This window comes from Bacteroides sp. Marseille-P3684, from assembly GCF_900291465.1.
Classification (GTDB): Bacteria; Bacteroidota; Bacteroidia; order Bacteroidales; family Bacteroidaceae; genus Phocaeicola_A.
This window is the reverse complement of sequence record NZ_LT985808.1, coordinates 229,623-253,427: the sequence shown is the minus strand read 5'-3', so window position 1 is coordinate 253,427 and position 23,805 is coordinate 229,623. Positions and strand designations below refer to the sequence as shown.

The 23,805-nt window shown below is 54.4% G+C and carries 22 protein-coding genes and 1 pseudogene; 13 read left to right on the top strand and 10 right to left on the bottom strand.

Annotated features, from left to right (window positions below; genetic code table 11):
* Window positions 1-5: 5 nt before the first annotated feature.
* The 7 genes from C8275_RS01050 to C8275_RS01020 form a co-directional block, all read right to left on the bottom strand.
* On the bottom strand, window positions 6-560 hold the full coding sequence (locus tag C8275_RS01050; protein WP_106483738.1) for a helix-turn-helix domain-containing protein: 555 nt from the start codon (window positions 558-560) through the stop codon (window positions 6-8).
* A gap of 25 nt (window positions 561-585) precedes the next feature.
* Window positions 586-1,356, bottom strand: coding sequence for a pyrroline-5-carboxylate reductase (gene proC / locus C8275_RS01045; protein WP_106483737.1), 771 nt, complete (start codon window positions 1,354-1,356; stop codon window positions 586-588).
* A 214-nt stretch (window positions 1,357-1,570) separates the two neighbouring features.
* Entirely contained in the window at window positions 1,571-2,701 is a 1,131-nt protein-coding gene (locus tag C8275_RS01040) for an aspartate aminotransferase family protein (protein WP_022385048.1), read from the bottom strand.
* A gap of 33 nt (window positions 2,702-2,734) precedes the next feature.
* Window positions 2,735-3,703, bottom strand: coding sequence for an N-acetyl-gamma-glutamyl-phosphate reductase (argC, locus tag C8275_RS01035; RefSeq protein ID WP_106483736.1), 969 nt, complete (start codon window positions 3,701-3,703; stop codon window positions 2,735-2,737).
* A 36-nt stretch (window positions 3,704-3,739) separates the two neighbouring features.
* Window positions 3,740-4,948 carry an argininosuccinate synthase gene (locus C8275_RS01030; RefSeq protein ID WP_022385046.1) on the bottom strand — a complete coding sequence of 403 codons (1,209 nt, stop codon included), beginning with the start codon at window positions 4,946-4,948 and terminating at the stop codon, window positions 3,740-3,742.
* A gap of 50 nt (window positions 4,949-4,998) precedes the next feature.
* Entirely contained in the window at window positions 4,999-5,538 is a 540-nt protein-coding gene (locus C8275_RS01025) for a GNAT family N-acetyltransferase (RefSeq protein ID WP_106483735.1), read from the bottom strand.
* Between the two features lie 71 nt (window positions 5,539-5,609).
* A complete protein-coding gene (locus tag C8275_RS01020) occupies window positions 5,610-6,089 on the bottom strand; it encodes an arginine repressor (protein ID WP_022385044.1) in 480 nt (159 codons plus the stop codon).
* A gap of 970 nt (window positions 6,090-7,059) precedes the next feature.
* Between C8275_RS01020 and C8275_RS01010 the strand changes: the two genes are divergently transcribed.
* The 5 genes from C8275_RS01010 (at window position 7,060) to C8275_RS00990 (ending at window position 13,198) form a co-directional block, all read left to right on the top strand.
* Window positions 7,060-8,538: a rhamnulokinase family protein gene (locus tag C8275_RS01010; RefSeq protein ID WP_106483733.1), complete on the top strand. Its 1,479-nt coding sequence runs from the start codon at window positions 7,060-7,062 to the stop codon at window positions 8,536-8,538.
* 140 nt (window positions 8,539-8,678) lie between these two features.
* Complete coding sequence (locus C8275_RS01005; RefSeq protein ID WP_022385040.1) at window positions 8,679-9,932, top strand: L-rhamnose isomerase; 1,254 nt, start codon at window positions 8,679-8,681, stop codon at window positions 9,930-9,932.
* Window positions 9,933-9,989: 57 nt separating this feature from the next.
* Window positions 9,990-11,024 (top strand): L-rhamnose/proton symporter RhaT, encoded by a 1,035-nt coding sequence (locus C8275_RS01000; RefSeq protein WP_022385039.1) that lies wholly within the window; start codon window positions 9,990-9,992, stop codon window positions 11,022-11,024.
* 85 nt (window positions 11,025-11,109) lie between these two features.
* Entirely contained in the window at window positions 11,110-11,919 is an 810-nt protein-coding gene (rhaD, locus tag C8275_RS00995) for a rhamnulose-1-phosphate aldolase (RefSeq protein WP_022385038.1), read from the top strand.
* Window positions 11,920-12,043: 124 nt separating this feature from the next.
* Window positions 12,044-13,198 (top strand): hypothetical protein, encoded by a 1,155-nt coding sequence (locus C8275_RS00990; protein ID WP_157948119.1) that lies wholly within the window; start codon window positions 12,044-12,046, stop codon window positions 13,196-13,198.
* Window positions 13,199-13,329: 131 nt separating this feature from the next.
* Here C8275_RS00990 and C8275_RS00985 read toward each other — a convergent pair whose 3' ends face one another.
* The 3 genes and pseudogenes from C8275_RS00985 to C8275_RS00975 all read right to left on the bottom strand — a co-directional run.
* Window positions 13,330-14,478 (bottom strand): PspC domain-containing protein, encoded by a 1,149-nt coding sequence (locus C8275_RS00985; protein ID WP_106483731.1) that lies wholly within the window; start codon window positions 14,476-14,478, stop codon window positions 13,330-13,332.
* Complete coding sequence (locus C8275_RS00980) at window positions 14,475-14,837, bottom strand: PadR family transcriptional regulator (RefSeq protein ID WP_106483730.1); 363 nt, start codon at window positions 14,835-14,837, stop codon at window positions 14,475-14,477. The genes C8275_RS00985 and C8275_RS00980 overlap by 4 nt, the downstream gene beginning before the upstream one ends.
* Before the next feature lie 325 nt (window positions 14,838-15,162).
* A pseudogene (locus tag C8275_RS00975) lies at window positions 15,163-15,474 on the bottom strand (KilA-N domain-containing protein); the annotation flags it as partial.
* Window positions 15,475-16,367: 893 nt separating this feature from the next.
* Here C8275_RS00975 and C8275_RS00970 point away from each other — a divergent pair.
* The 8 genes from C8275_RS00970 to C8275_RS00935 all read left to right on the top strand — a co-directional run bounded on the left by C8275_RS00970 (window position 16,368) and on the right by C8275_RS00935 (window position 23,799).
* Window positions 16,368-16,712, top strand: coding sequence for a helix-turn-helix domain-containing protein (locus C8275_RS00970; protein ID WP_106483728.1), 345 nt, complete (start codon window positions 16,368-16,370; stop codon window positions 16,710-16,712).
* Window positions 16,706-17,983 carry a type II toxin-antitoxin system HipA family toxin gene (locus tag C8275_RS00965; RefSeq protein ID WP_106483727.1) on the top strand — a complete coding sequence of 426 codons (1,278 nt, stop codon included), beginning with the start codon at window positions 16,706-16,708 and terminating at the stop codon, window positions 17,981-17,983. Before C8275_RS00970 ends, C8275_RS00965 begins: the two co-directional genes overlap by 7 nt.
* Window positions 17,984-18,465: 482 nt before the next feature.
* Window positions 18,466-18,687, top strand: a complete 222-nt coding sequence (locus tag C8275_RS14930) for a Fic family protein (protein WP_106483726.1) — start codon at window positions 18,466-18,468, stop codon at window positions 18,685-18,687.
* Window positions 18,688-19,217: 530 nt separating this feature from the next.
* On the top strand, window positions 19,218-19,763 hold the full coding sequence (locus tag C8275_RS00955; protein WP_106483725.1) for a UpxY family transcription antiterminator: 546 nt from the start codon (window positions 19,218-19,220) through the stop codon (window positions 19,761-19,763).
* Between the two features lie 23 nt (window positions 19,764-19,786).
* Window positions 19,787-20,020, top strand: coding sequence for a hypothetical protein (locus tag C8275_RS00950; protein WP_106483724.1), 234 nt, complete (start codon window positions 19,787-19,789; stop codon window positions 20,018-20,020).
* A gap of 58 nt (window positions 20,021-20,078) precedes the next feature.
* The gene (locus C8275_RS00945; RefSeq protein WP_106483723.1) at window positions 20,079-20,504 is read left to right on the top strand and encodes a BT0820 family HAD-type phosphatase; all 426 of its coding nucleotides are present in this window, start codon (window positions 20,079-20,081) and stop codon (window positions 20,502-20,504) included.
* A gap of 32 nt (window positions 20,505-20,536) precedes the next feature.
* On the top strand, window positions 20,537-21,334 hold the full coding sequence (locus C8275_RS00940) for a polysaccharide biosynthesis/export family protein (RefSeq protein WP_022384918.1): 798 nt from the start codon (window positions 20,537-20,539) through the stop codon (window positions 21,332-21,334).
* Window positions 21,335-21,384: 50 nt separating this feature from the next.
* Window positions 21,385-23,799: a tyrosine-protein kinase gene (locus C8275_RS00935; protein WP_106483722.1), complete on the top strand. Its 2,415-nt coding sequence runs from the start codon at window positions 21,385-21,387 to the stop codon at window positions 23,797-23,799.
* Window positions 23,800-23,805: the final 6 nt, after the last annotated feature.

Sequence of the window (23,805 nt, the reverse complement as noted above, 5' to 3'; positions counted from 1 at the left end):
ATTTGTTACATGATTATAGCCAAGAATTTCACCGGCTTGCCGTCGAGGGCAAGCATCCCGTGGGGCAGTGCTGAATTGAAGTAAAGGCTGTCGCCGGGATTGAGGAAGAGTTCCTTGCCGTTGATGTTGAGCAACAGCCGTCCTTCGATGACGAGGTTGAACTCCTGTCCCTGGTGTGAGTTGAACTGTACGGGTGTCCCTTCCGGCTTGGGCTCGACGGTCACGATGAACGGGTCTGCGATGCGTCCGCGGAATCCCGATGCCAGTGACTGGTACTTGTAGGCTTTGCGCCGTTCGACCGAGATGCCCGTTCCGGCGCGTGTCAGGAAGTAGGAGCTCATCTTGGGCTCTTCGCCGAACATGAGCACGTCGAGTGCAATGCCGTAGTTGCGTGATATCTTTTGCAGGGTGCTTACCGAGAGGTCGCGTGTGCCGGCTTCCATTTCGCGGTATTCCTCCACGTCGAGCTGGCAGGCATCGGCTACCTCCTGCTCCGTGAGTTCCAGCACATCGCGCAACCCACGGAGCCGTGCAGCAATTTGTTTGATTTGTTCGCTCATAGTTCTTAGATTGTTAGTTTGTTCTTTACCTGCTTGCCTTCAGTGCGCGTATGATGGCGGAAGTGAAGCCGGCGTGTTCGAGTTCGTTCAGTCCCTTGATGGTGATACCGCCGGGAGTCGTCACCTTGTCTATTTCCACCGAGGGGTGCGTGTCCTGCTCCAGCAGGATGGAAGCCGCGCCGGTGAGCGTCTGTGCCACCATGCACATGGAATTCCTGGGCGAGATTCCCATCTCGATGCCCGCCTGTATGGCAGCCTGCACATATTTCAGCACAAAGGCGATGCCGCACGACGAGAGCGAGGTGGCTGCTTCCAGCTGTTCCTCTTTCACCATCATGGCAAGTCCCATCTCATTGAAGATGTCCAGCAACATCTGTGACTGTTCCTCCGTAGCATTCCGTCCGCAGACCAGCGTCATGCTGGCACGCACTGCAATGGCGGTGTTGGGGATGATGCGGAAGATAGGCATCTCGGGGTCGACATACTGGGCGAGTTGCTCCATTGTCACTCCGGCAGCGAGCGAGACGAGAATCTGCGGACGCTGCGGATGGATGGGCTTCAGCACCTCGCTGACTTTCCAGGGCTTCACTGCCACAATGATGATGTCCGCACCGCGTGCGGCCTCCTTGTTGTCGTTGGTCACCTGAATCTCCGGGAAGCGTGCCTGCAAAGCCTGTAGCTTCTCGTTGTGCGGGTTTGCCACGATGACTTCCCGTTTCTCAGCCTTGCGGCCCTGTACCAATCCGCATGCAATGGCTCCACCCATGTTGCCTGCGCCGATAATAGCTATTCTCATATCAGTAGCGTTTTAATGTGATAGGATGCTAGCAAAGTTAAGAAAGAAACGCTAACATAGGAATTAATTGGACAAGAATATTCAGTTTGTTTGTGAGTTCTTCAGCTTTTGCGCCTGAAAACACGGACGCCGGATACGCCGTCGGGGAAGTGGCACGGGGAGGGGCACACGTCCTGACGGTATATCCGGCGTCTGGATGCGGATGGGAGAGGGGCTAGTTCCCGGCGAGGGCTGCCTTCAGTTTCTCCACGAACTCGTCGGCTTCCCCGACGGTGAGGCAGAGAGGGGGCAGCAGGCGGATGACGTTCGTCCCGCTGGCTCCGGTGAACACATGATGGTCGTAGATGAGGCGGTTGCGCAGCTCCTTCACCGGACGGTCGAACTCCATGCCGAGCATCAGGCCCTTGCCGCGCACTTCACGGATGCCGGGCAGGGCACGCAGCTCCTGCAGCAGGTGCTCGCCCACACGGGCGGCGTTCTCCACGAGGTGTTCGCTCTCCATCACGTCGAGCACGGCGAGGGCGGCGGCACAGCCCAGGTGGTTGCCGCCGAACGTCGTGCCCAGCTGACCGTAGGAGGGGGTGAACTTCGGGCTGATGAGCACTCCGCCCATCGGGAAGCCATTGGCGATACCTTTTGCCACGGTGATGAGGTCGGGGCGGATGCCGGCGTGCTGATGGGCAAAGAACCGTCCGCTACGTCCGTAACCCGACTGGATCTCGTCGAGGATGAGGAGGGTGCCGGTCTCGTCGCACAAGCGGCGCAGGCCTTGCAGGAAGGCGGCGTCGGGGATGCGGATGCCGCCCACGCCCTGAATGCCCTCGATGATGACGGCGCACACGTCTCCCTTCTCCAGCTCGGTGCGGGCGCCCTCAAGGTCGTTCAGTTCGAGGAAGGTCACATGCCCGTTGGCGTTGATGGGGGCGATGATGGAGGGGTTCTGCGTCGCTTCCACGGCGAGCGAGGTCCGTCCGTGGAACGCCTTGGCGAAGGACACCACGCGCGTCCGTCCGTTGTGGAACGAGGCGAGCTTGAGTGCATTCTCGTTGGCCTCCGCTCCGGAATTGATGAGGAAGAGGCTGTAGTCTTCGTAGCCGGACGCCTTGCCGAGTCGCTCGGCAAGCTGGCGTTGCAGCAGGTTGACGACGGAGTTGGAGTAGAAGCCCAACATGCCCGCCTGGCGGCTCACTGCCTCTACATAGTGCGGGTGGGCGTGACCGATGGAGATGACGGCATGGCCGCCGTAGAGGTCCAGGTACTCCGTGCCCCGGTCGTCCCAGACACGGCAGCCCTTGCCCTTGACGATGTTGATGTCAAACAGGGGATATACGTCGAACAGATTCATAGTCTTCGGATAATGACGGGTAAATGGTTTGTGTCAGAAGGCGCTGGGCTTCAGTCGCAGTCCCACGGTCTCCTCCAGGTTGAACAGCAGGTTCATGTTGTGGACCGCCTGTCCGCTGGCGCCCTTCAGGAGGTTGTCGATGCAGGAGATGATGAGCAGCTTGTTGCCGTGCTTCTCCAGGTGGATGAGGCACTTGTTGGTGTTGACCACCTGCTTCAGGTCGATATTCTCCTTCACGATGTGGACGAAGGAGTCCTTGGCGTAGTACTCCTCGTAGATGCGTTCGAGCTCCTCAAGCGCCACTTGCGTCTTCACCACCAGCGTGGCGAAGATGCCGCGGGGAAAATCGCCCCGGTAGGGGATGAAGTCAATCTCCGCGTTGAAGCTGTTCTGCAGCTGGCGGAGCGACTGCTTGATTTCCGGCACGTGCTGGTGGGCGAAAGCCTTGTAGACGCTGATGTTGTTGTTGCGCCAGCTGAAGTGGCTCGTCGCGCCCGGTTTCACGCCTGCTCCCGTGCTGCCGGTGATGGCGTTCACCGAGATGTCGCTGTTGAGCAGGAGGTGTTTGGCTAGCGGAAGCAGTCCCAGCTGGATGCACGTGGCAAAGCAGCCCGGGTTCGCCACATGCTTGCTGTGGCAGATGGTGCGGCGGTTCAGCTCCGGCAGACCGTAGACGAAGTCGTGGTCGTCCGCCTTGATGCGGTAGTCCATCGAGAGGTCGATGATGCGCAGTTCCTCGGGGATGTTGTGCGAGTCGATGAATTTCCGCGTGTCGCCGTGGGCGGTGCAGAAGAAGAGCACGTCGATGCTGTCCAGCGGCAGCGCGTCGGTGAATGTCAGGTCGGTCTCGCCGTAGAGTCCCTCGTGGACGTCAGTAATCTTGCGCCCCGCCTGGCTGTTGCTGTGGACGAACACAATCTCCGCGTCGGGGTGGTTGATGAGCAGACGGATGAGCTCCCCCGCGGTGTAGCCCGCTCCGCCTATGATTCCTACTTTTATCATGGTGTCTGTGTTTGGGTCAGGAAATGAGAGTCCGGGTCACACGTCTTCCTCGTCCTTGTGGACGCTGTAGTAGGCGCGCAGCGGCGTGGAGAGCACCTTGATGAATCCCTTGGCGTCTTCTGCCGTCCAGCCTTTCTGCATCTCGCCGTATTCGCCGAACTTGTTCTTCACCAGGTCGTCGGGTGAGTCCACACCGACGGTGGAGAAGGAGAGCGGGCGCAGCTCGAGGATGACCGTTCCGTTGACGTTGCGTTGCGACTCGGCGAGCATCGCCTCGATGTCGCGCATCACCGGCTCCAGGTACTGGCTCTCATGCAGGAACATGCCGTACCAGTTGGCAACCTGGTCCTTCCAGTACTGTTGCCACTTGCTGAGCGTATATTTCTCCAGGAAGCGGTGCGCGCCGATAATGAGCATCGGGGCGGCAGCTTCGAATCCGACGCGACCCTTGATGCCTATGATGGTGTCGCCCACGTGCATGTCGCGGCCGATGCCATAGGCAGCGCCAATCTCCTCCACCTTCTGGATGGCGGCGATGGGGTCGGTGAACACTTCGCCGTTGACGGCATGCAGCTCGCCCTTCTTGAACTCCAGCCGCAGCTCCTCGCTGCCCTGGCGGGTCACCTGTTTGAGGTAGGCGCTCTCGGGCAGTCCCTGGCGCGAGTCGAGAATCTCGCCGCCGCAAATCGACGTGCCCCACAGGCCGACGTTGTAGGAGTACTTCAGCTTGGTGAAGTCTGCCTCGAAGCCGTGCTCCTTCAGGTAATTGATTTCATACTCGCGGCTGAGCGCCATGTCGCGCGTCAGGGTGATGATCTCCACCCCCGGTGCCAGCACGAGGAAGGTCATGTCGAAGCGTACCTGGTCGTTGCCGGCACCTGTCGAGCCGTGTGCGATGGCGTGCGCACCGATTTCGTTGGCGTAGCGGGCGATGGCGAGCGCCTGGAAGATGCGCTCCGAGCTGACGGAGATGGGGTAGGTCCCGTTACGCAGCACGTTGCCGTAGACCATGTACTTCAGGCTTTTCTCATAATATTCGCGGGTGACGTCGAGCGTCACGTATGCCTTGGCGCCCAGCTTGTAGGCGTTCGCCTCGTTCTGCTTCAGCTGTTCGTCACTGAATCCGCCGGTGTTGGCACAGGCGGCATAGACCTCGTAGCCCTTCTCTTTGGCGAGGTACATCACGGTGAACGATGTGTCCAGTCCACCGCTGAACGCTACCACTACTTTCTTTTTCTCTTCCATTGTATTTGGTTTTTAAGTTTGTTTGTCTGGAGGTCGAGTTCCGTCCCGCCTCATTTGTGTTTCTCGGGGTCATAGAGCATCGCGGTGCAGATGCAGTAGCGCCGTCCCGTGCGTTCGAGCACGTCGTGGTTGCAGCACCCTTCGCAACCCTTCCAGAACGCCTCGTCGTCCGTCAGCTGGGCGAAGGTCACGGGGACGTAGCCCAGCTCCGTATTGATTTTCATGACGGCTGCCCCGCTGGTGAGGCCGAAGAGTTTGGCGTGCGGCCAGCGCAGACGGGAGAGCGTGAACGCCGCCTGCTTGATGCGCTTGGCAAGTCCCTGTCCGCGGAACTTCTCCACGACAATGAGTCCCGAGTTTGCCACGTACTGCTTGTTGCCCCAGCTCTCGATGTAGCAGAACCCGGCGAACTCGTCGCCGTGGAGCGCGATGATGGCTTTTCCCTCCTTCATTTTCTGCGCCACATATTCGTGGGTACGCTTGGCGATACCCGTCCCTCTGACTTGTGCGGCGGCTGTAATCGTTTCCAATATCGTGTCGACATAGACCTCGTGTGAGGCATCGGCAACCATAACGTCAATTTCGTCCATTTGTCTCGATAGTAAAAAAGTCGCTTGTGTATATGTCTTTTGTAAGTCGTCTAGTCTGTTTCAGCCGGTTCTCAGAAGTGCACGTTGGGGATGACCTTGCGGAGCGCCTTCACCATGTCCGTACGGGTCACGCCCTCGTTGATGACCATCATGATGGTGTCGTCGCCCGCGATGGTCCCGATGATTTCGTGGATGTTCCCGTTGTCGATGTCGTAGGCGATGCTGCTGGCATAGCCCGGACGGGTGCGGATGACGGCGATGTTGCCTGAGATACGGAGCGAGATGAACCCGTTGGAGATGGGGTACTCCACTTTCGGCCGGGATTCAGCCACCCTTTTATATAAGGTGTTGTTCGGCAGCACGTAGATGTACTTGCCGCCCGGGCTTGCCGCCTTGGCGACTTTCAGTTGCTTCAGGTCGCGCGAGAGCGTGGCTTGCGTCAGTGTGTATCCTTCGATCTCCAGTTCGCGCAGGAGTTCCTCCTGGCTACCGATTTCCTTGGTTGAGATGATGATCTTGATCGAATCAAGTCGGCTGCTTTTTGTTCTCATAGTGTATATTTATTCCTAAGACGCTGCAAAGGTACGTATATTTTCGTATTTACTGCATAAATTCACTGTAAATTTCATGTTTATGCAGAATATTTATTCGTTCGGACGATACCGGCGGTCCGTTCCCTGCGGTGTGTGGGTGCGGCGGGACGTTGCTGTCAGATTGTCAAAATGTCAAATGAATCGCGCGAGAAGGGCCTTCCTTGCGCCCAAATACGAGTTGGTGACCGGCGAGGGCCTTCTCGGGCGATTCGCGAAATGCACGCTGTCGCCCCTTCCGCATTCTTCCTTTCTTTTCTTTCTGCGGAAGCGCGATTTTGTGGACTGGATGATGCTGGAAGATGCAAAGCGACGTCCGAATGACAGATGGAAAATGTGCGCCTCCTTCCGTCTGAAAATGAAAACAGGTAAAGGAAACGGACAAAACTGATGCCTTTTTTCGTGCGGACGCGTCCGTACGACGGTGCGGACGAACGACTACGGTGGTACGGACGCGTCCGTACGAAAGTGAAAACGGGTTGGAATGACGGTGCGAAGGGGTTCGCAGCTCCGTTTTTGTGTTAACGGAATGAAAATAGGAGCCTGTCCGGACGTCCGTGTCTTAAAAAGTGTATTCAACTGCGCGCTGGAAGGGACGAAATAGCGAAAGTACGCGTCAGCTGAAAACGCCGAATCGGGAAAAAATGTCGCCCGTTTCCCTGTTTTGCTTTCTTTCTGACGACAGGCGGACGGGGAGGAGGGAGGCGCCGCGCTGCCCCGTTCCGTTGCCGTCCGCCGGACACCCGACGGGCACCGGACAGACGTGCCGGGGTCGGCAGCCGGCGGTGCTGCTTCCGCCTTCCGGCAGGTAAAATCCAATAAAACCAAAATATTTGCCGAAAAGGACAGGCGGATAGGAAATAAATATGTACATTTGTTTCATTGTTAACCGGAGGGTGCTGCAAGGTGCTCTCATGAAGCTTTACAGATTATGGAAAACATGAACTTTTTCGCTGTCGACCTGGGCGCCACGAGTGGACGCACCATCCTGGGTACGGTCTCCGGCGGAAAGATAGAACTGACGGAACTGACACGTTTCCCGAACCACATCATCGAGACGGGCGGACACTTCTACTGGGACATCTACGCCCTCTACCTCGAAATCATCAACGGACTCAAGAAGGTGGCACAGGAGAACATTCCCATCCGCTCCATCGGCATAGACACATGGGGCGTCGACTTCGTGATGTTCGGCCGCGACGGAGGCATCCTGCGCAGTCCCTACTGTTACCGTGACCCGCACACGGAGGGCGCCCCCGAGGAATTCTTTACCCACATCCCCCGTGAACGCGTGTACGACATCACGGGCATCCAAATCATGAACTTCAACTCGCTCTTCCAGCTCTCCACGCTGCGCCGTAACGGATGTTCCGCGCTGGAGGCTGCCGACAAGATTCTCTTCATGCCCGACGCGCTGTCCTACATGCTGACGGGCGAGCGGGTGACGGAATACACCATCGCATCGACCTCGCAGATGCTCAATCCGCGCACGAAGCGCTTCGAGAAGGAGCTGCTCGACGCGGTAGGCGTGAGCGAGGAACAGTTCGGCCGCTTCGTCTTCCCCGGCGAGCAGGTCGGCGTGCTCACCCCCGAGGTGCAGCAGCTCACGGGTCTGGGTGCCGTGCCCGTCATTGCCGTTGCAGGGCATGACACGGCTTCGGCGGTGGCGGCAGTGCCCGCGCGCAACGAGCGGTTCGCCTACCTCAGCTCCGGCACGTGGTCGCTCATGGGCGTCGAGGTGAAGGATGCCATCATCACGGCGGAGAGCTACGAACGCAACTTCACCAACGAGGGCGGAGTGGAAGGCACGACGCGCTTCCTGAAGAACATCTGCGGCATGTGGCTCCTGGAGCGTTGCCGCAAGGAGTGGGAGCGGGACGGCAACTATTCCTACTCCGAGTTGATAGACGCCGCTCTGGCGGTGCCTGCCTTCCGCAGTGTCATCAACCCCGACGCCGCCTGCTTTGCCAACCCCGTGTCGATGGTCGACGCCATCCGCGGTTATTGCAGCCGGACGGGACAGCCTGTGCCCGAGACCTACGGTGAGTTGACCCGCTGTATCTTTGACAGCCTTGCCTTGCGCTACCGTCAGGTGTTCGGTTACATGCAGTCCATGGCGCCGTTCCCCATCGAGCGTCTGCACGTCATCGGCGGCGGCTCGCGCAACAACCTGCTGAACCAGTTCACCTGCAACGCCGTGGGTGTACCCGTGACGGCAGGACCGTCGGAAGGGACTGCGCTCGGCAACATCATGCTCCAGGCGAAGGCCTTCGGTCTGGTGGGCACGATGCAGGAGATGCGCGACATGATAGCCTCCTCCATCGAGCTGGCCGAGTTCGAGCCGAAGGATGCTGCCGAGTGGGATGCCGCCTACGAGAAGTACGTCCGGCTGACGGCTGACGAGGCGTGACCCGCGGACGGAACATGCCGGGAGTGAGTCGGTCGGTCCGACAGGCGGAAGCTCCGCCAGTCCCGTCGGCTGAAAAGAAAACAGAACGAAAGACAAACCAACAAACTAATAAACTGAAAAACTTATAAACTGAAACGACAATGAAAGAAGAATTAGTGAACAAAGCGTACGAGGTAGCCAAGGAACGCTACGCCGCTGTCGGCGTCGACACCGACAAAGTGCTGGACCAGATGCAGAACTTCCATCTCTCGCTCCACTGCTGGCAGGCGGACGACGTGATGGGCTTCGAGAACAACGGCGGCTCGCTGACGGGCGGCATCCAGACCACCGGCAACTATCCCGGCCGTGCGCGCAACATCGATGAGCTGCGTCAGGACATCCTGAAGGCGGCTTCCTACATCCCCGGTACGCACCGCTTGAACCTGCACGAAATCTACGGTGACTTCAAGGGCGAAGTCGTTGACCGCGACCAGGTCGAGCCGAAGCACTTCCAAAGCTGGATTGACTGGGGCAAGGAGCACAACATGAAGCTCGACTTCAACTCCACCTCGTTCTCCCACCCGAAGAGTGGCAGCCTCTCGCTCGCCAATCCCGACGAGGGCATCCGTCAGTTCTGGATTGAGCACACGAAGCGTTGCCGTGCGGTAGCCGAGGCCATGGGCGAGGCTCAGGGCGACCCTTGTATCATGAACCTGTGGGTGCATGACGGCAGCAAGGACATCACGGTGAACCGCATGAAGTACCGTGAGTTGCTGAAGGACTCGCTCGACCAGATTTTTGCCACGGAGTATAGTCACATGAAGGACTGCATCGAGTCGAAGGTGTTCGGCATCGGTCTGGAAAGCTTCACCGTCGGTTCGAACGACTTCTACATCGGCTACGGCGTGCAGCACCAGAAACTCATCACACTTGACACCGGTCACTTCCACCCGACGGAAAGCATCGGCGACAAGGTGTCCTCACTCCTGCTCTACGTGCCCGAGCTGATGCTCCACGTCAGCCGTCCCATCCGCTGGGACAGCGACCACGTGACCATCATGGACGACATGACCCAGGAACTGTTCAGCGAAATCGTACGCGCCGGCGCCCTCGACCGTGTGCACTACGGACTGGACTACTTCGATGCCTCCATCAACCGCATCGGTGCCTACGTCATCGGAAGCCGTGCCGCTCAGAAGTGCATGACCCGCGCGTTGCTCGAACCGCTCGCCAAGCTGCGTGAGTACGAGGCAAACGGTCAGTTCTTCCAGCGCCTGGCATTGCTCGAAGAGGCCAAGTCGTTGCCTTGGAACGCCGTTTGGGACATGTTCTGCTTGAAGAACAACGTCCCCGTAGGCGAGACTTTCATCCCGGAGATCGAGAAGTACGAAGCCGAAGTGACTTCGAAACGATAAGCCTTCCAGTGAGAGGAGTGCCCGCGGGCATTCCTCTTCATTCCAGATACAGACATTATGGATATCGTAATCGGACTATTGATAATCGCCATCGGCGCGTTCTGTCAGTCGAGCTGCTACGTGCCCATCAACAAAATCAAGCAGTGGAGCTGGGAGTCCTACTGGATTGTGCAGGGCGTGTTCGCCTGGCTGGTGTTCCCCTTCCTGGGTGCGCTGCTTGCCGTGCCTGAGGGTCAGAGCCTCGGCGCCCTCTTTGCCGGTGCACGCGGACTGGACATCGCTATGACGATGCTCTTCGGCGTGCTGTGGGGAGTCGGCGGACTGACGTTCGGCCTCTCCATGCGTTACCTCGGCGTGGCACTCGGCCAGAGCATCTCGCTGGGTACGTGTGCCGGACTGGGCACTATCCTGGCTCCCGTGATGCTCAACGTGTTCTATCCCGAAGCACATCACCTGGAGAAACTCACCGCCTCGGTCATCATCGGTGTCATCGTGACGCTGCTTGGCATTGCCATCATCGGCGTGGCAGGCAACATGAAGGCACAGAGCCTGAGCGAGGAGGAGAAGAAGGCTGCCGTGAAGGACTTCAACTTCCCCAAGGGCATTGCCATCGCCCTGCTGGCAGGCTTCATGAGCGGCTGCTTCAACGTCGGACTGGAGTTCGGCTCGTCGATTCACTTCGAGGAGTCGGCAGACATGTTCAAGACGTTGCCGGCGACGTTCCTCGTGACGTTGGGCGGCTTTGTGACCAATGCCCTCTACTGCTTCTATCAGAACCAGAAAAACCGGACGTGGGCAGACTATCGCAACGGCGCCGTGTGGGGCAACAACCTGCTCTTCTGCATGCTTGCCGGTGCACTGTGGTACAGCCAGTTCTTCGGCCTGGCACTGGGTAAGGGCTTCCTCACCGAGTCTCCCGTACTCACCACGTTTGCCTTCTGCATCCTGATGGCACTCAACGTGACCTTCTCCAACGTGTGGGGCATCCTCCTCAAGGAGTGGAAAGGCTGCACCCCGAAGACCATTGCCGTGCTCCTCGTCGGGCTGGTGGTGCTCATCGTGTCGTCGTTCCTGCCCCAGTTGATGGAGTGAGAGCGGACACACATATATAATAAGGTATACAACCCTCCGGGAGAGGTACGCTCCCCGTCCCGGAACACTAACATCAAAGACAACTATGAAATCGATTCTAGAAGGACGCCCTGCCCTGGCAAAAGAAGTGAACAAGGTGGCTGAAGTGGCCGGATACCTGTGGCAGAAAGGTTGGGCGGAGCGCAACGGTGGAAACATCACCATCAACATTACCGAGTTTGTGGACGACGAGATTCGTCAGATGGCACCTATCAGCGAGGTGAAGCCCATCGGGGCTACCCTCCCGAACCTGAAAGGCTGCTATTTCTACTGTAAAGGCACGAACATGCGTATGCGCGACCTTGCCCGCTGGCCGATGGAGAACGGCTCTGTCATCCGTATCCTCGACGACTGTGCCAGCTATGTCATCATCGCCGACAATCCCGTGCGCCCCACGTCGGAACTTCCTTCCCACCTGAGCGTGCACAACTGGCTCATCGGTTCCGGCTCCAACTATAAGGCGACTGTGCACACGCACCCCATCGAACTCATCGCCATGAGCCATACCAGAAAGTTCCTGGAGAAGGACGTACTGACCAACCTGCTGTGGAGCATGATTCCCGAGACGAAGGCTTTCTGTCCGAAGGGTTTGGGCATCATCCCCTACAAGCTCCCCAGCTCAGTGGAACTGGCGGATGCCACGCTGAAGGAGCTGGCAGACTATGACGTGGTGATGTGGGAGAAACACGGTGTGTTCGCCATCGGCGAAGATGCCATGACCGCATTCGACCAGATTGACGTGCTCACCAAGTCCGCTCAAATCTACATTAATGCCAAGTGCATGGGCTTCGAGCCTGACGGCATGACGCAGGAGCAGATGAAGGAGATGACCGTGGCTTTCAACTTGCCTAAATAGGTCGCGAGGCTCCGGCTTCCCGATCCGACTGACGCGGGTGACGCTTCCCTACCATCGGGAGGTGCCACCCGCGTTGATTTTGACAGATAAAGTTTGTATATTAGCGACCAAAAGACACTGTAAGATGAAACAACGACTGTGGATGCTGTGCGCCCTGCTGCTGATGGTGCAGGGGCTGCTGAAGGCGGACCGTCCCGAGGGCCTGCCGAATTCTGTATACGTGACGGGAGGCAACTTCCACGTGCAGGGTATCGCCATTGACCGGACGCGCCGGTGCATGTATTTCTCTTTCACCACCTCCCTGGTGAAGACCGACCTGAAAGGAAACGTAATCGGCAGTGTGGAACACCTGACCGGACATTTGGGCGACCTTGCCATTCACCCCGTGACGGGTGATGTCTATGCCTCGCTGGAGTGCAAGGACGACGCCATAGGTGCCTCCATCTCCCGCAAGCTGGGCACATCGGCGGTCGAAGCGGACGGCTCCAGGTTCTATGTCGCCATTTTCCGTGCCGACTGTCTGACCCGTAAAGGGATGGATGCGTCGGCCGACAGTGTGATGACAACCGTTTACTTGGACGAGCCTACGTGCGATTATCAGGACAACGTCACGGAACGCGGACGCACCGTCCCTCACCGTCACGGATGTTCGGGCATCGATGGCATCACCTTCGCTCCCGCCATCGGTACGTCCTCCGAGGACATACCTTATCTGTATGTCGGCTATGGCATCTACAGTGACACCACCCGCACGGACAATGACCATCAGGTGCTGTTGTGTTACGACATCCGTTCGTGGGATCGTTATGAGAAGCCGATGCAGTGGGATGCCCTCCATACGTCAGGTCCCGCCAAGCCGTTGCACAAGTATTTCGTCCATACGGGAAACACCCGATACGGAGTACAGAATCTGGTCTACCATCCCACCAGCCGTCAGTTTCTGATGGCTGCCTACTGCGGTGCGAAGTCTTCCTATCCCAACTATTCCCTTTTCGCGGTTGATGCTTCCGTTCCCTCCGTCTGGCAGTCGTTGCCCGGAAGCGAGAAGCGTGTCGAGATGCTTTGTCTGGTTCCGCAAGGCAACCTCCATCGTCCCACGGGCGTCCACGGCTGGCATTTCCCCTGGGGAAGTACCGGCATGTGCCACGTTGAGGGCAACTACTTCTACCTCTCCGAGAACCGGAAGGACAAGCGGGGCAATCAGACCTGCACCGCCCGTCTCTACCGTTGGACCGGTGATGCAGCCTGTCCGTTTGTTCCGGCTGACGAAAGCCGGTGAGAGGTCAGTCCATCCGCAAGGTAACCATCAGGAAAAAGTGGTCGCTGGGGTATTTGTCCGCCACAAACAACAGAAGCCCGCCGGGGGAACCGGCGGGCTTCACATCATTAACTAAACAGTATGGAGAGATTCTACGGAAAGAGGTAGTTCACTTCGGGGGTGAGGGCGGACACGGTGTAGAAGATGCCTGACAGGAGCAGGCTCACCAGTCCGATGGCTAACATCACTTTCAGGCTGCGGGGAGAAAGCCCTTTCCATTTGAAGGCGAGTGTGCAGACTCCACTTATCAGGCAGATGAGCAACAGCCCGATGCCGACAATCAGCGCGATACAGAATGCCAGTCCCCAACCCATGTCGCCGGGAACCTGTATGTGCGTCCAGAAATCACCGGGGAGAGAGGCGAGGGCGGCTGTCCCGCCGAAGAGTACGGCAAACAGAGCCACGATGAGCACCAGGCAGACCACGGCGGCTACCAGTAACATCGGACTGCAGATGATGGCTATGATGACCAGCAGCACCTTGAGCAGGAAGCCTGCCACTGCCACGAAGGCGTCGGCAAAACGTTGGAGTGCCGTACGCGGACGGTCGGAGTGGAGATAGCTCTCTGCCTTGTCCATGCCCTCGGTCACCATCTTTCCGATGTTCTCCATCGTAATCGGACGGCCCTGCATGCTCAGTCGGTCAGCAGCTGTCTCCGCCTTCGGGATGACCAGCCAGCATACCAGGTAGACGGGGATGACTGTCCCGTATCCTGCCACCAGGATGATGAGCAGCAGCAGACGCAGCAACGTCGGGTCCCAGTTCATATAGACCGCCAGTCCGCCCAGCACGCCTCCCAGCATCCGGTTGTCCGGGTCGCGGAAGAGACGTTTGCGTCCCGTGAACTCCGTATGGTTGTGGGGCGGCATCTCGTCGTGCTGTTCTTCCTCTTTTTCTTTATCCGTCTCAGCTTCCTTGTTTTCAGCGGACGGCTCCTCCGATGCGGACGCCTCCTCTTCCCGGGGTTCTGCATCCGTCGTTCCGGCTATCTCTTCAGGCTGTCCCAGCCGGGCGATGGTCTCTTGGACGATTGTACGCGAGACTACCTCCTGACGGTCGGAAATGCGCTCCAGCAAGAGTTCCGCGAGGCGGTTCTCCAGGTCATCCATGATTTCGTTGCCACCCTCCTGACGTTCGAAGGCATGACGCAAATTGTATAAATAGTCATACAGGAGTTGGTACGCATCCTCGTCAACGTGAAACATGCGTCCGCTCAGGTTGATGTCCAGTGTCTTTTTCATTCTTCAGTGAGTTTTTCAGTTGTTAAATCCGGTTGGTACCCTTGCAGGTGGCTCACGGTGTCGTTGAGTTCCTGCCAGGCTTTTTGCAGTTCGTTGAGGAAAGTCTCTCCCTTTTCGGTGAGCCGGTAATACTTCCGTGGCGGTCCCTGGGTCGACTCCACCCATTCGTAGCTCAGCAGTTCGTCGTTTTTCAGACGGGTGAGGAGCGGGTAGAGCGTCCCTTCCACGACAATCAGGTGTGCTTCCTTCAGCTTGGTGATGATGTCTGAAGCGTAAGCCGCCTCCCGGTGGAGCAGGAGCATGATGCAGTATTCGAGCATCCCCTTGCGCATTTGCGATTTGACGTTTTCTACGTTCATGGCTGTTTGTTTATCGTTCGTGCTGCAAAAGTATGCAATGTCTAAGTACTTTGTATTGCATAGTACTTTATTTTATTATTTATTAATACTTTCCTTCTCCTTCTTTCCTTTGTGTTGTGCGTAAGAGGCATACGAACAAAGGGTCTTGCGCATCTCTTGATGAGTCATGCAAGACCGTGAGTATACATCTGGCAACCCAGTTTCACAGATTCGTCAATATAAGACAATAGGGAATTTTATTTCAGCAGTTTTCTCTTTCCATTATCACCGTTTTCCAATACGCTCATCTGATGAATGGCTATCTGATTGAGTTTTAAGAGACTTTCGTGCCACCATAGCGCCCGGCCTTTGAATAGATGCCGATTGCATTGGTTCGTTCTATCCATGTTTTCACTGAAAGTACGAAGTTATTGCTTCCTGCTGCATTTTTAATTGTACCGAATTCGGTACAATTAAAATTGGGGTTATATAGCATTTCCCATTCGCCAAGATATTCAATCGTACTTTTGAGACTGAGCCAACGGAATATTATATGTTCTTGTAGTTGGCTTCGCGCCATATCCGTAAGGCTGATGTAATCTTCTTCGTTATACTTGACAACACTGATGTCTGTATTTTGAACAGTAATCTTTGCCATTGGGTTTATGCTTTGTTTTTATCCGTAAAGGTAATTATACTTCATGAGATTATTTTCTTTCTAGTGATTATTTTACAAAGATGTAAGGCTACAATCCGATAATGGATGTTGCTTTTTTCATCCTCCTTCTCCTGACATTTGGATGCAAATTTGCGTTAAATGCTTGACGAATTTGGTAAATTTACCCTTTCTGTCTAACTCGTGTTTTTATAAAATGGAGCGAACCAGCGAAATTTGTGAAATCCGGTTAACCATCACCTTCTGCAGGCCTCATTCATTTTTGGTTGATTAGTGTTATGAATGGTATTTTAACTGTGAAACACTATTGTTTGCCGCGTCAAACACTTGTGTTTGGTATGCGAAACAATATTGTTTGGGTCGTCAAACAATATTGTTTCATCGGTCGAACACAAGTGTTTTATACTTTGAACACATAACTTAGCGGAATGAAACGTTTGTTTGTCTTCTTTCACCTCTAGTTTGCCGACGGAGTGAGCATGTTGACAAGTGTGATTTGGTGAACTTTTCTGTCTGTTTGGTTCTCACGATGATTCTCTCTTCAGGGTATATAGGCGTTCTATGTACGATTGGCGTTTGGAAATGTGTCATTCTGTATTTTGCAAATCGCCCGAGAATGCCTTTTTTGCTCACCGACTTGTATTTTGGTGCGAGGAAGCCCCTTCTCAAGCGATTCGTTTGACACTTTGACAAATTGATATTTGGCACCCCAGTATCGAAGATATGGATAGGCTGATTCTTTTAACCCGAATCGCATCAGGCTTTGAGCAACCTAATGACAATTTGGGCTTAAATTAAAAATAAAGAGGAATAATGCTTGCAAATAAAAGCTTTATGTCTAATTTTGTGGAGAAATGATTTAAAATGCAATCATTATGGATGATATTTATTCACTGTCTGATATTCAAATTCAGGAGAAAATAGGGCAAAAGCTTAAGGCCGTCAGGCTCAAGCAGAATATAACCCAAGATAGCTTGGCTGAATCATCGTCAATATCACGTTCGTCGGTACAGAAAATAGAAAGTGGGGAAATCAGGTCTTTTGATGTGTTTCTTCGCATATTGAGAACACTCGGTATGCTTGATGAACTTGCCCATCTATGTGAAGAAGAACAGATGAGTCCGAACGAATATTTTGAGATGGTAAATTCTGTGAAGAGAAATAGAAGAAAGAGAGCCGTGGGAACAATAAAGAAAGATAAGGAGGAATCAGAATGGTAGATGTAGCAAGAGTTAAGATGTTTGGCATGAATGTCGGAACATTTAAATGGGATGATGCTTATGATGTGGCACGTTTTGAATACGACAGGCATTTTGTTGGAAAGGGGATTGAACCATCCCCTTTGATGATGCCAGTGATGGTAGGACGTATATATTCATTTGGGAATCTCAATAGAAACGTATTTTATGGTCTACCTGGGATGTTGGCTGATTCTCTTCCAGACTCGTATGGTCGCGCTTTGTTCGATAAATGGCTCGCTATGATTGGCAGAACAGTTGGTAATCCGATTGAAACATTATGCTTTTTGGGGCAGCGCTGTATGGGGGCCATGGAGTTTGAACCTGCAACGGGACCAGTTGCAGCTGATAGGAAAATTGAAATAGACTCTTTGGTAGAAGTTGCAAAAGAAGCTCTTTCGAAGAAAGAAGAATTTGGAACAAATCTGGATGCTGACAGAAAAGCTGCTATTGCGGAAATTTTACGACTGGGAACATCTGCCGGAGGACAAAGGGCGAAAGCTGTAATTGCATATAACAAAGAAACTGGAGAAGTAAGGTCGGGGCAAGTACAGGCACCTGCAGGCTTTGATTACTACCTTATTAAGCTGGATGGTGTGTCAGATGAAGCCGGTTTTAAAGAAACAGAGAATTTTGGACGGCTTGAGTTCTCATTCTCTCTGCTTGCTAAGGAATGTGGTATAGAAATGACTGAGTGCTCCTTGATTGAAGAAAATGGCAGAGCTCACTTTTTGACTAAACGATTCGATAGGGCTAATGGTGATAAAATCCATATGCAAACATTATGCGGAATTGCTCATTATGATTTCCATCTTCGCAGGGCATATTCTTATGAACAAGCATTTAATGTAATGCGTCGCCTTCGTCTTCCATATTCGCAAGCTGAGGAAATGTTTCTTCGAATGGTGTTCAATGTCGTGATAAGGAACCAGGATGATCATACGAAGAATATATCATTTCTTATGGATAAGTTCGGCAAGTGGAGATTGTCGCCAGCTTATGATTTAGGCTTTGCGTACAATCCTAAAGGTGCATGGACAGATACTCACCAAATGTCAATAAACGGAAGATTTGATGATATTACAAGAAAAGATCTTCTAGCTTGTGCCGCATCAAATAATATCAAGAATGCGAATGAAATTATTGATAAAGTTTGTGAGGTGACTTCTAAATGGCCTGAAATAGCAAAGAACTGCGGCGTTCCTCAAGAAATGATTGATGCAAGGTTTCCGTATATGCTGTTGGATATTTAACTCAAAGTCTACCGCCCTGTTGGAGTTAAAATAGCGACTAGCCTTTCCCAAGCTTAAGTTGTAGTGAACAAAGGGAACGAGGAAGAAAGGTGAAATTTTTTGCGATGCCTTCCAAAAGACTTCCGAAGCTCTTTGCCGTTAGCGGACAATCACTTAAATTTGGCGGATTGAAAAGCTGTTTTCCATACAGAACGGTCACTGACCGGAACTCTATAAGAAGTTATCGACCGAGAGCACCAAGTATTGGCATTTGGGTCCCGTTGACTTGTACGAAGAACTGAAGACGGAACTGTGAAAATGAAATGACTGAAGTCTCTGTTGTAAAGACTCTCGTTTATCTCTGTTCAGGTGGATTCCGGATGTTCTTTTGAGTAGTCGACCTTTTCGGATAGAGTCATTTATGGTGATTTTTTGGGGGCTAAGCACCCAGTCAGCACCCAGTCAGCACCCAGTTAGCACCCAGTATTGAAAACATAGACAAGTTGATTGGATTCTGTGTAGAGGCGCGTTCTTTTGCAGAGATATTGTCGTTTATGGATGCTACGGACAGAACCAAATTCAGGAGGAAATACATTTATCCTCTTTTGAATGCTGGTATCTTGAGACAAACCATCCCTGATAAGCCTAATAGTAGAAATCAAAAGTATCAATTGACGGATAAGGGGCTGCTGATACTGGAGTCTTTCAGCTGTAAATCTCCTTGAAATGAGAATTTTTTGTACATATTAAATTAAGTGATTTTAACGGAAAGAAGTCTGAAAATAAAGACTTTCGTGAATAAATCTTGTAGAATCCTACACCGGATGCAAATGTGATACCTCTATATAAGAGGTGACATCCTATAAATGTATTAATATTCAGAACATTACAAATTGGGTTAAGATTCGTTTGCAAATGGGAGGGGCGGAATTGAAGATTCGTTACATACTTTTTATGAAGGCATTGTTATATCTAATAGGCTCTTTTTACGTATCTTTGCGCCGTCATAGTACTTTGTATACATCGCTGTGAATACTAATTCTTATATAGAGGTGTTACAAAACAGGCTGTGTCCTTGCTTGATGAATCGATGACCCGCGAAGCACCTGCTCCGGTGGGGAGGAGAAGAATTGCAAGGAAATGAAAGGTCCGGTGGACCGGTTTGCAGACCTCTGTTTGTCAACTTGTCCACAGGGTAACTATCGGCGAATATTATAAGAAATAGGACTAATCCGGAAAAGGAGGACGGGAACAGATGGAAAATTCAGAGAGGAAGGTGTGGTATGCCTTGCAGACCTTCCATTGCCGGGAACAGCAGGTGGAGGACTATCTGAAGGAGCAGGGGCTGAAATCGTTCATCCCGATGCTCTACACCGAACGGGTGTTGCCTGACGGGAAGAAAAAGAGGGAACTGACCCCCGCGGTGCACAACCTGCTTTTCTTGCAGAAGGAGTGGGACGATGATGACAGCTTCCTTGCCCGGCTGATTGCCGGCTGTCCCTATCCGCTCCGCATCCTTCGTTACTCCGATTCTACAAAGTATTATGCAATACCGGACTCACAGATGATCGAGCTGCGTGCCATCTGCGACCCGGACTATGAAGGGACCCTGTACACCGACCGGGAGTTTGCCGAGGCGCGGCCCGGGCAACGGGTGCGTGTCATTCATGGCACGTTCAAGGGACTGACCGGGAAACTGGTCCGGTATAAAAACCGCTCCTACGTGGTCATCACCCTGGCTACGTTGGGCATTTTCGTCCACATCCCGAAGTGGTATTGTGAGGCGGAACAGGCACGTTGAACACTTTCGTCAACTGAAGAAACATGGAACCGGAAAATTTTGTGCCGATGGTTCATCGCGACGGCTACTATGAGGTCCTGTTGCGGGGAGGCGTCCGTGTGCCGGAAGAGCATTATGCCGGCCTCTGCGTCACCGAGGAGTATGTGCTCTGCTGTTACCGTACGCGGTGCTATGAGCTGAACCTTCCCACGACCTTTTTCACTCCTGCACGGGATACTGACGGACGTCCGTACCGGATGGGGGCTACTGACAATTGACGATTGACAATGGACAATTGACGATTTTACTGTTAACTGAAACACGTACATTCTGATTATGCTGATTGCTGTAGATTTCGACGGAACGATTGTCGAACACCGTTATCCTGAGATAGGCAGGGAGATTCCCTTTGCCATTGATACACTGAAGCGTCTGCGCGACGAACATCACCGCATCGTGTTATGGACAGTCCGTGAGGGACGTCTGCTCGATGAGGCGGTTGCCTTCTGCCGGGAACGCGGACTGGAGTTCTATGCCATCAACCGCGACTATCCCGAGGAGGAGAAGGGGCAGAACAACCACTATTCGCGCAAGTTGAAGGCGGACGTCTTCATCGACGACCGCAACCTGGGCGGACTCCCCGACTGGGGCACCATCTATGACATGATACACAACAAACTGACTTACGAAACTTTGCTGGAACGTGAAGACCGTCCGCAACCCGGAAAGAAGAAAGGGTTGCTGGGCAAGCTCTTCGGCTGAAAAACTGTAGAAACAAAACAAACGAACACGATATGAACATGCGAAACATGCTGAGTCTGTTGCTCCTGACGACTCTGTTGGCAAGCTGCACTTCGTACAAGAACGTGCCCTACTTGCAGGACCCTGAGAGTGTGAACCAAGCCGTGCAGAACGAACCGCTCTATGATGCCCGCATCATGCCCAAGGACTTGATATCCATCACGGTCAACACGACCGACCCTCAGGCTTCCGCCCCCTTTAACCTGACGACGCAGACCCCTCTCAACGCCTCGCTGGCAAATGTCAACACGACGAGTGCCCCGACCCTCCAGCAATACCTGGTGGACAATGAGGGCGAAATCGACTTCCCTGTGTTGGGACGTCTCAAGGTCGGCGGACTGACGAAACGGGAGACCGAGACGATGATACGCGAACGGCTGGTGCCTTACCTCAAGGAGGTCCCCATCGTGACCGTCCGCATGACAAACTACAAAATCTCGGTCATCGGGGAGGTGAACCGTCCCGGAACATTCACCGTGAGCAACGAGAAGGTCAATGTGCTGGAAGCACTTGCCATGGCAGGCGACATGACGGTCTACGGCTTGCGGGACAACGTGAAGCTCATCCGCGAGGATGCGGCAGGCAAGCGCGAAATCGTCACACTCAACCTCAACAAGGCGGATGTTGTCCTTTCGCCCTACTACTACCTGAAGCAGAACGACATCATCTACGTGACCCCGAACAAGACCAAGGCGAAGAACTCCGACATCGGCAACACGACGACCACCGTCATCTCCGCCACATCCATCCTGGTGTCCATCGCCAGCCTGATTGTAAACATATTGAGGTAAAAGAACGGGCGACCCGTCTCCCGAACAAATCCTAAACAAGAAAACAGATAATGGAACAGATTCCCCAGCAAGAACATAAAGAAGAGAACATCAACCTCTATGAAATCCTTTTCAAGTACCTCGTCTACTGGCACTGGTTTGTTGCCGGTGTGGTGGTGATGCTCATCGGTGCGTGGCTCTGGCTGCGCTATCAGGCACCCGTCTACAACGTGCAGGCGTCCGTGCTCATCCAGGAGCAGGACAAGCGCAGCAACAATGCTGCAGCCGGTCCGTTGGCAGCCATGCAGGACCTGGGTGTGTTCTCCATGACAAACAACTTCGACAACGAGGTGGAGATTCTCCGTTCGCGTACCCTCCTCAAGAAGGTGGTGACCACGCTCAACCTCTACACCTCCATCACGCGTCCGCGTACCTTCGGCCATGCCGTCCCCCTGTACAAGAAGTCGCCCGTCGAGGTCTACATGACCCCTGCGGAAGCCGACAAGCTCTATGCACCCATGGAGCTGGAGATGCACCTGACGACAGACAAGCACCTCTCCGTCGAGGCGGTCTATACGGTGGATGCCGATGCGGACGAGGAAACGATGAAAAAGGACTTTGACAAGTTCCCTGCCGTGATGCACACCCCGGCAGGCATCGTGACGTTCATGCTCAATGATTCCATCCCCGTGGAGGACAACATGGAGCTGGATGCCGTCATCAACACGCCGGTAGCCGTGGCAAAGTCGTACGGGGAACACCTCACCGTGGAGCCCTCGTCGAAGACCACAACCATCGCCCGGCTTGCCGTGCAGAACACCGACCGCCTGCGTGCCATGGACTTCATCACCTGCCTGGTGGCACTCTACAACCAGGATGCCAACGATGAGAAGAACGAGGTGGCGGAGAAGACGGCAGAGTTCATCGAGGAGCGTCTGGGCATCATCAACGAGGAACTGGGTACGACCGAAAGCCGGCTTGCCGCCTTCAAGCAACGCTCCGGGTTGACCGACCTGGTGAGCGATGCACAACTCGCCCTGCAGGAGAACTCGAAGTACGAGCAGCAGCGCGTGCAGAACGAGACACAGATCAGCCTCGTGCGTTTCCTGCGCGACTACATCAACAATCCTGCTAACCAGTACCAGGTCATCCCGAGCAACGTCGGTCTGGAGGACCGTGTGTTGAGCACCGCCATCGACCAGTATAACGCGCAGCTTGCCGAGCGCAAGCGCCTCCTGCTCACCTCGTCGGAAGAGAACCCCGCAGTGGTGCAGCTCGACGCCAACCTGGCAGCCATGCACCTCAGTGTGCAGACCACCGTGGAGAGTGTGCTCCGCGGACTGCAGATTACCAAGAAGGACCTCGACCGCCAGGCAAGCAAGTTTGAGGGACGCATCAGCCGTGCCCCCGAGCAGGAGAAGGAGTTCATGAGCATCTCGCGTCAGCAGGAAATCAAGGCGACTCTCTACACCATGCTCCTCCAGAAGCGCGAGGAGAACGCCATCACGCTGGCAGCCACTGCGAACAACGGACGCATCATTGAGGAGCCGCTGGCGGACAAGTATCCGGTGTCGCCGAAGAAGAAGCTGTTCTACCTGGCAGCCTTCGTGCTGGGTCTGGGCATACCCTTCGGCTGCATCTACCTGGCGGACCTGCTGAAGTACAAGATAGAGAACCGCTCGGATGTGGAGAAGCTCACCGATGTACCCGTTGTCGGCGAAATCCCCCTGGGCAAGAAGCCCGAGGCGGGTGCCATCGTCGTGCACGAGAACCGCAACGAGGTGATGGAGGAGACCTTCCGTGCCCTGCGTACGAACCTGCTGTTCATGCTGAAGCCTGAGGAGCGAGTCATCATGTTCTCGTCGACGATGCCCGGTGAAGGAAAATCGTTCGTGGCAGGCAACCTTGCCGTGAGTCTCGCCTACATGGGCAAGAAGACGCTCATCATGGGCATGGACATCCGCAAGCCGGGACTGAACAAGGTGTTTAACCTCTCGCGTCGCATTCACGGCATCACGAGTTACCTGAGCGATCCCGAGCATACGGACCTCTTCGACATCATCCAGCAGTCGGACCTCAGTCCGAACCTTGACATCCTTCCCGGTGGTCCCATTCCTCCCAATCCTACTGAGCTGGTAGCCCGCCGTACGCTCGACGAGGCAATTTCCCGTCTGAAGGAGAAGTACGACTACATCATCCTCGACACTGCTCCCATCGGCATGGTGACCGACAGCTCGATCATCTCCCGTGTGGCAGACATGCTGGTCTATGTCTGTCGTGCAGACTATACGCCGAAGGGTGGTTTCAGCTTCATCAACACGTTGCGCGACGAGCATAAGATTCCTCACCTCGCGACGGTCATCAACAGCATTGACATGTCCAAGCGCAAGAACAGTTACGGCTATGGCTATGGCCAGAAGTATGGCTACGGCTATGGCAAGGCCGGGTATGGTTATGGCTATGGGTATGGGGATGAGAAGAAGTGAGTGAGG

What these genes read in the sequence shown, in the direction of transcription:
- C8275_RS01050 (WP_106483738.1), bottom strand. Translation starts at nt 560, where the DNA reads ATGAGCGAACAAATCAAACAAATTGCTGCACGGCTCCGTGGGTTGCGC.
- proC (WP_106483737.1), bottom strand. Translation starts at nt 1,356, where the DNA reads ATGAGAATAGCTATTATCGGCGCAGGCAACATGGGTGGAGCCATTGCA.
- C8275_RS01040 (WP_022385048.1), bottom strand. Translation starts at nt 2,701, where the DNA reads ATGAATCTGTTCGACGTATATCCCCTGTTTGACATCAACATCGTCAAG.
- argC (WP_106483736.1), bottom strand. Translation starts at nt 3,703, where the DNA reads ATGATAAAAGTAGGAATCATAGGCGGAGCGGGCTACACCGCGGGGGAG.
- C8275_RS01030 (WP_022385046.1), bottom strand. Translation starts at nt 4,948, where the DNA reads ATGGAAGAGAAAAAGAAAGTAGTGGTAGCGTTCAGCGGTGGACTGGAC.
- C8275_RS01025 (WP_106483735.1), bottom strand. Translation starts at nt 5,538, where the DNA reads ATGGACGAAATTGACGTTATGGTTGCCGATGCCTCACACGAGGTCTAT.
- C8275_RS01020 (WP_022385044.1), bottom strand. Translation starts at nt 6,089, where the DNA reads ATGAGAACAAAAAGCAGCCGACTTGATTCGATCAAGATCATCATCTCA.
- C8275_RS01010 (WP_106483733.1), top strand. Translation starts at nt 7,060, where the DNA reads ATGGAAAACATGAACTTTTTCGCTGTCGACCTGGGCGCCACGAGTGGA.
- C8275_RS01005 (WP_022385040.1), top strand. Translation starts at nt 8,679, where the DNA reads ATGAAAGAAGAATTAGTGAACAAAGCGTACGAGGTAGCCAAGGAACGC.
- C8275_RS01000 (WP_022385039.1), top strand. Translation starts at nt 9,990, where the DNA reads ATGGATATCGTAATCGGACTATTGATAATCGCCATCGGCGCGTTCTGT.
- rhaD (WP_022385038.1), top strand. Translation starts at nt 11,110, where the DNA reads ATGAAATCGATTCTAGAAGGACGCCCTGCCCTGGCAAAAGAAGTGAAC.
- C8275_RS00990 (WP_157948119.1), top strand. Translation starts at nt 12,044, where the DNA reads ATGAAACAACGACTGTGGATGCTGTGCGCCCTGCTGCTGATGGTGCAG.
- C8275_RS00985 (WP_106483731.1), bottom strand. Translation starts at nt 14,478, where the DNA reads ATGAAAAAGACACTGGACATCAACCTGAGCGGACGCATGTTTCACGTT.
- C8275_RS00980 (WP_106483730.1), bottom strand. Translation starts at nt 14,837, where the DNA reads ATGAACGTAGAAAACGTCAAATCGCAAATGCGCAAGGGGATGCTCGAA.
- C8275_RS00970 (WP_106483728.1), top strand. Translation starts at nt 16,368, where the DNA reads ATGGATGATATTTATTCACTGTCTGATATTCAAATTCAGGAGAAAATA.
- C8275_RS00965 (WP_106483727.1), top strand. Translation starts at nt 16,706, where the DNA reads ATGGTAGATGTAGCAAGAGTTAAGATGTTTGGCATGAATGTCGGAACA.
- C8275_RS00955 (WP_106483725.1), top strand. Translation starts at nt 19,218, where the DNA reads ATGGAAAATTCAGAGAGGAAGGTGTGGTATGCCTTGCAGACCTTCCAT.
- C8275_RS00950 (WP_106483724.1), top strand. Translation starts at nt 19,787, where the DNA reads ATGGAACCGGAAAATTTTGTGCCGATGGTTCATCGCGACGGCTACTAT.
- C8275_RS00945 (WP_106483723.1), top strand. Translation starts at nt 20,079, where the DNA reads ATGCTGATTGCTGTAGATTTCGACGGAACGATTGTCGAACACCGTTAT.
- C8275_RS00940 (WP_022384918.1), top strand. Translation starts at nt 20,537, where the DNA reads ATGAACATGCGAAACATGCTGAGTCTGTTGCTCCTGACGACTCTGTTG.
- C8275_RS00935 (WP_106483722.1), top strand. Translation starts at nt 21,385, where the DNA reads ATGGAACAGATTCCCCAGCAAGAACATAAAGAAGAGAACATCAACCTC.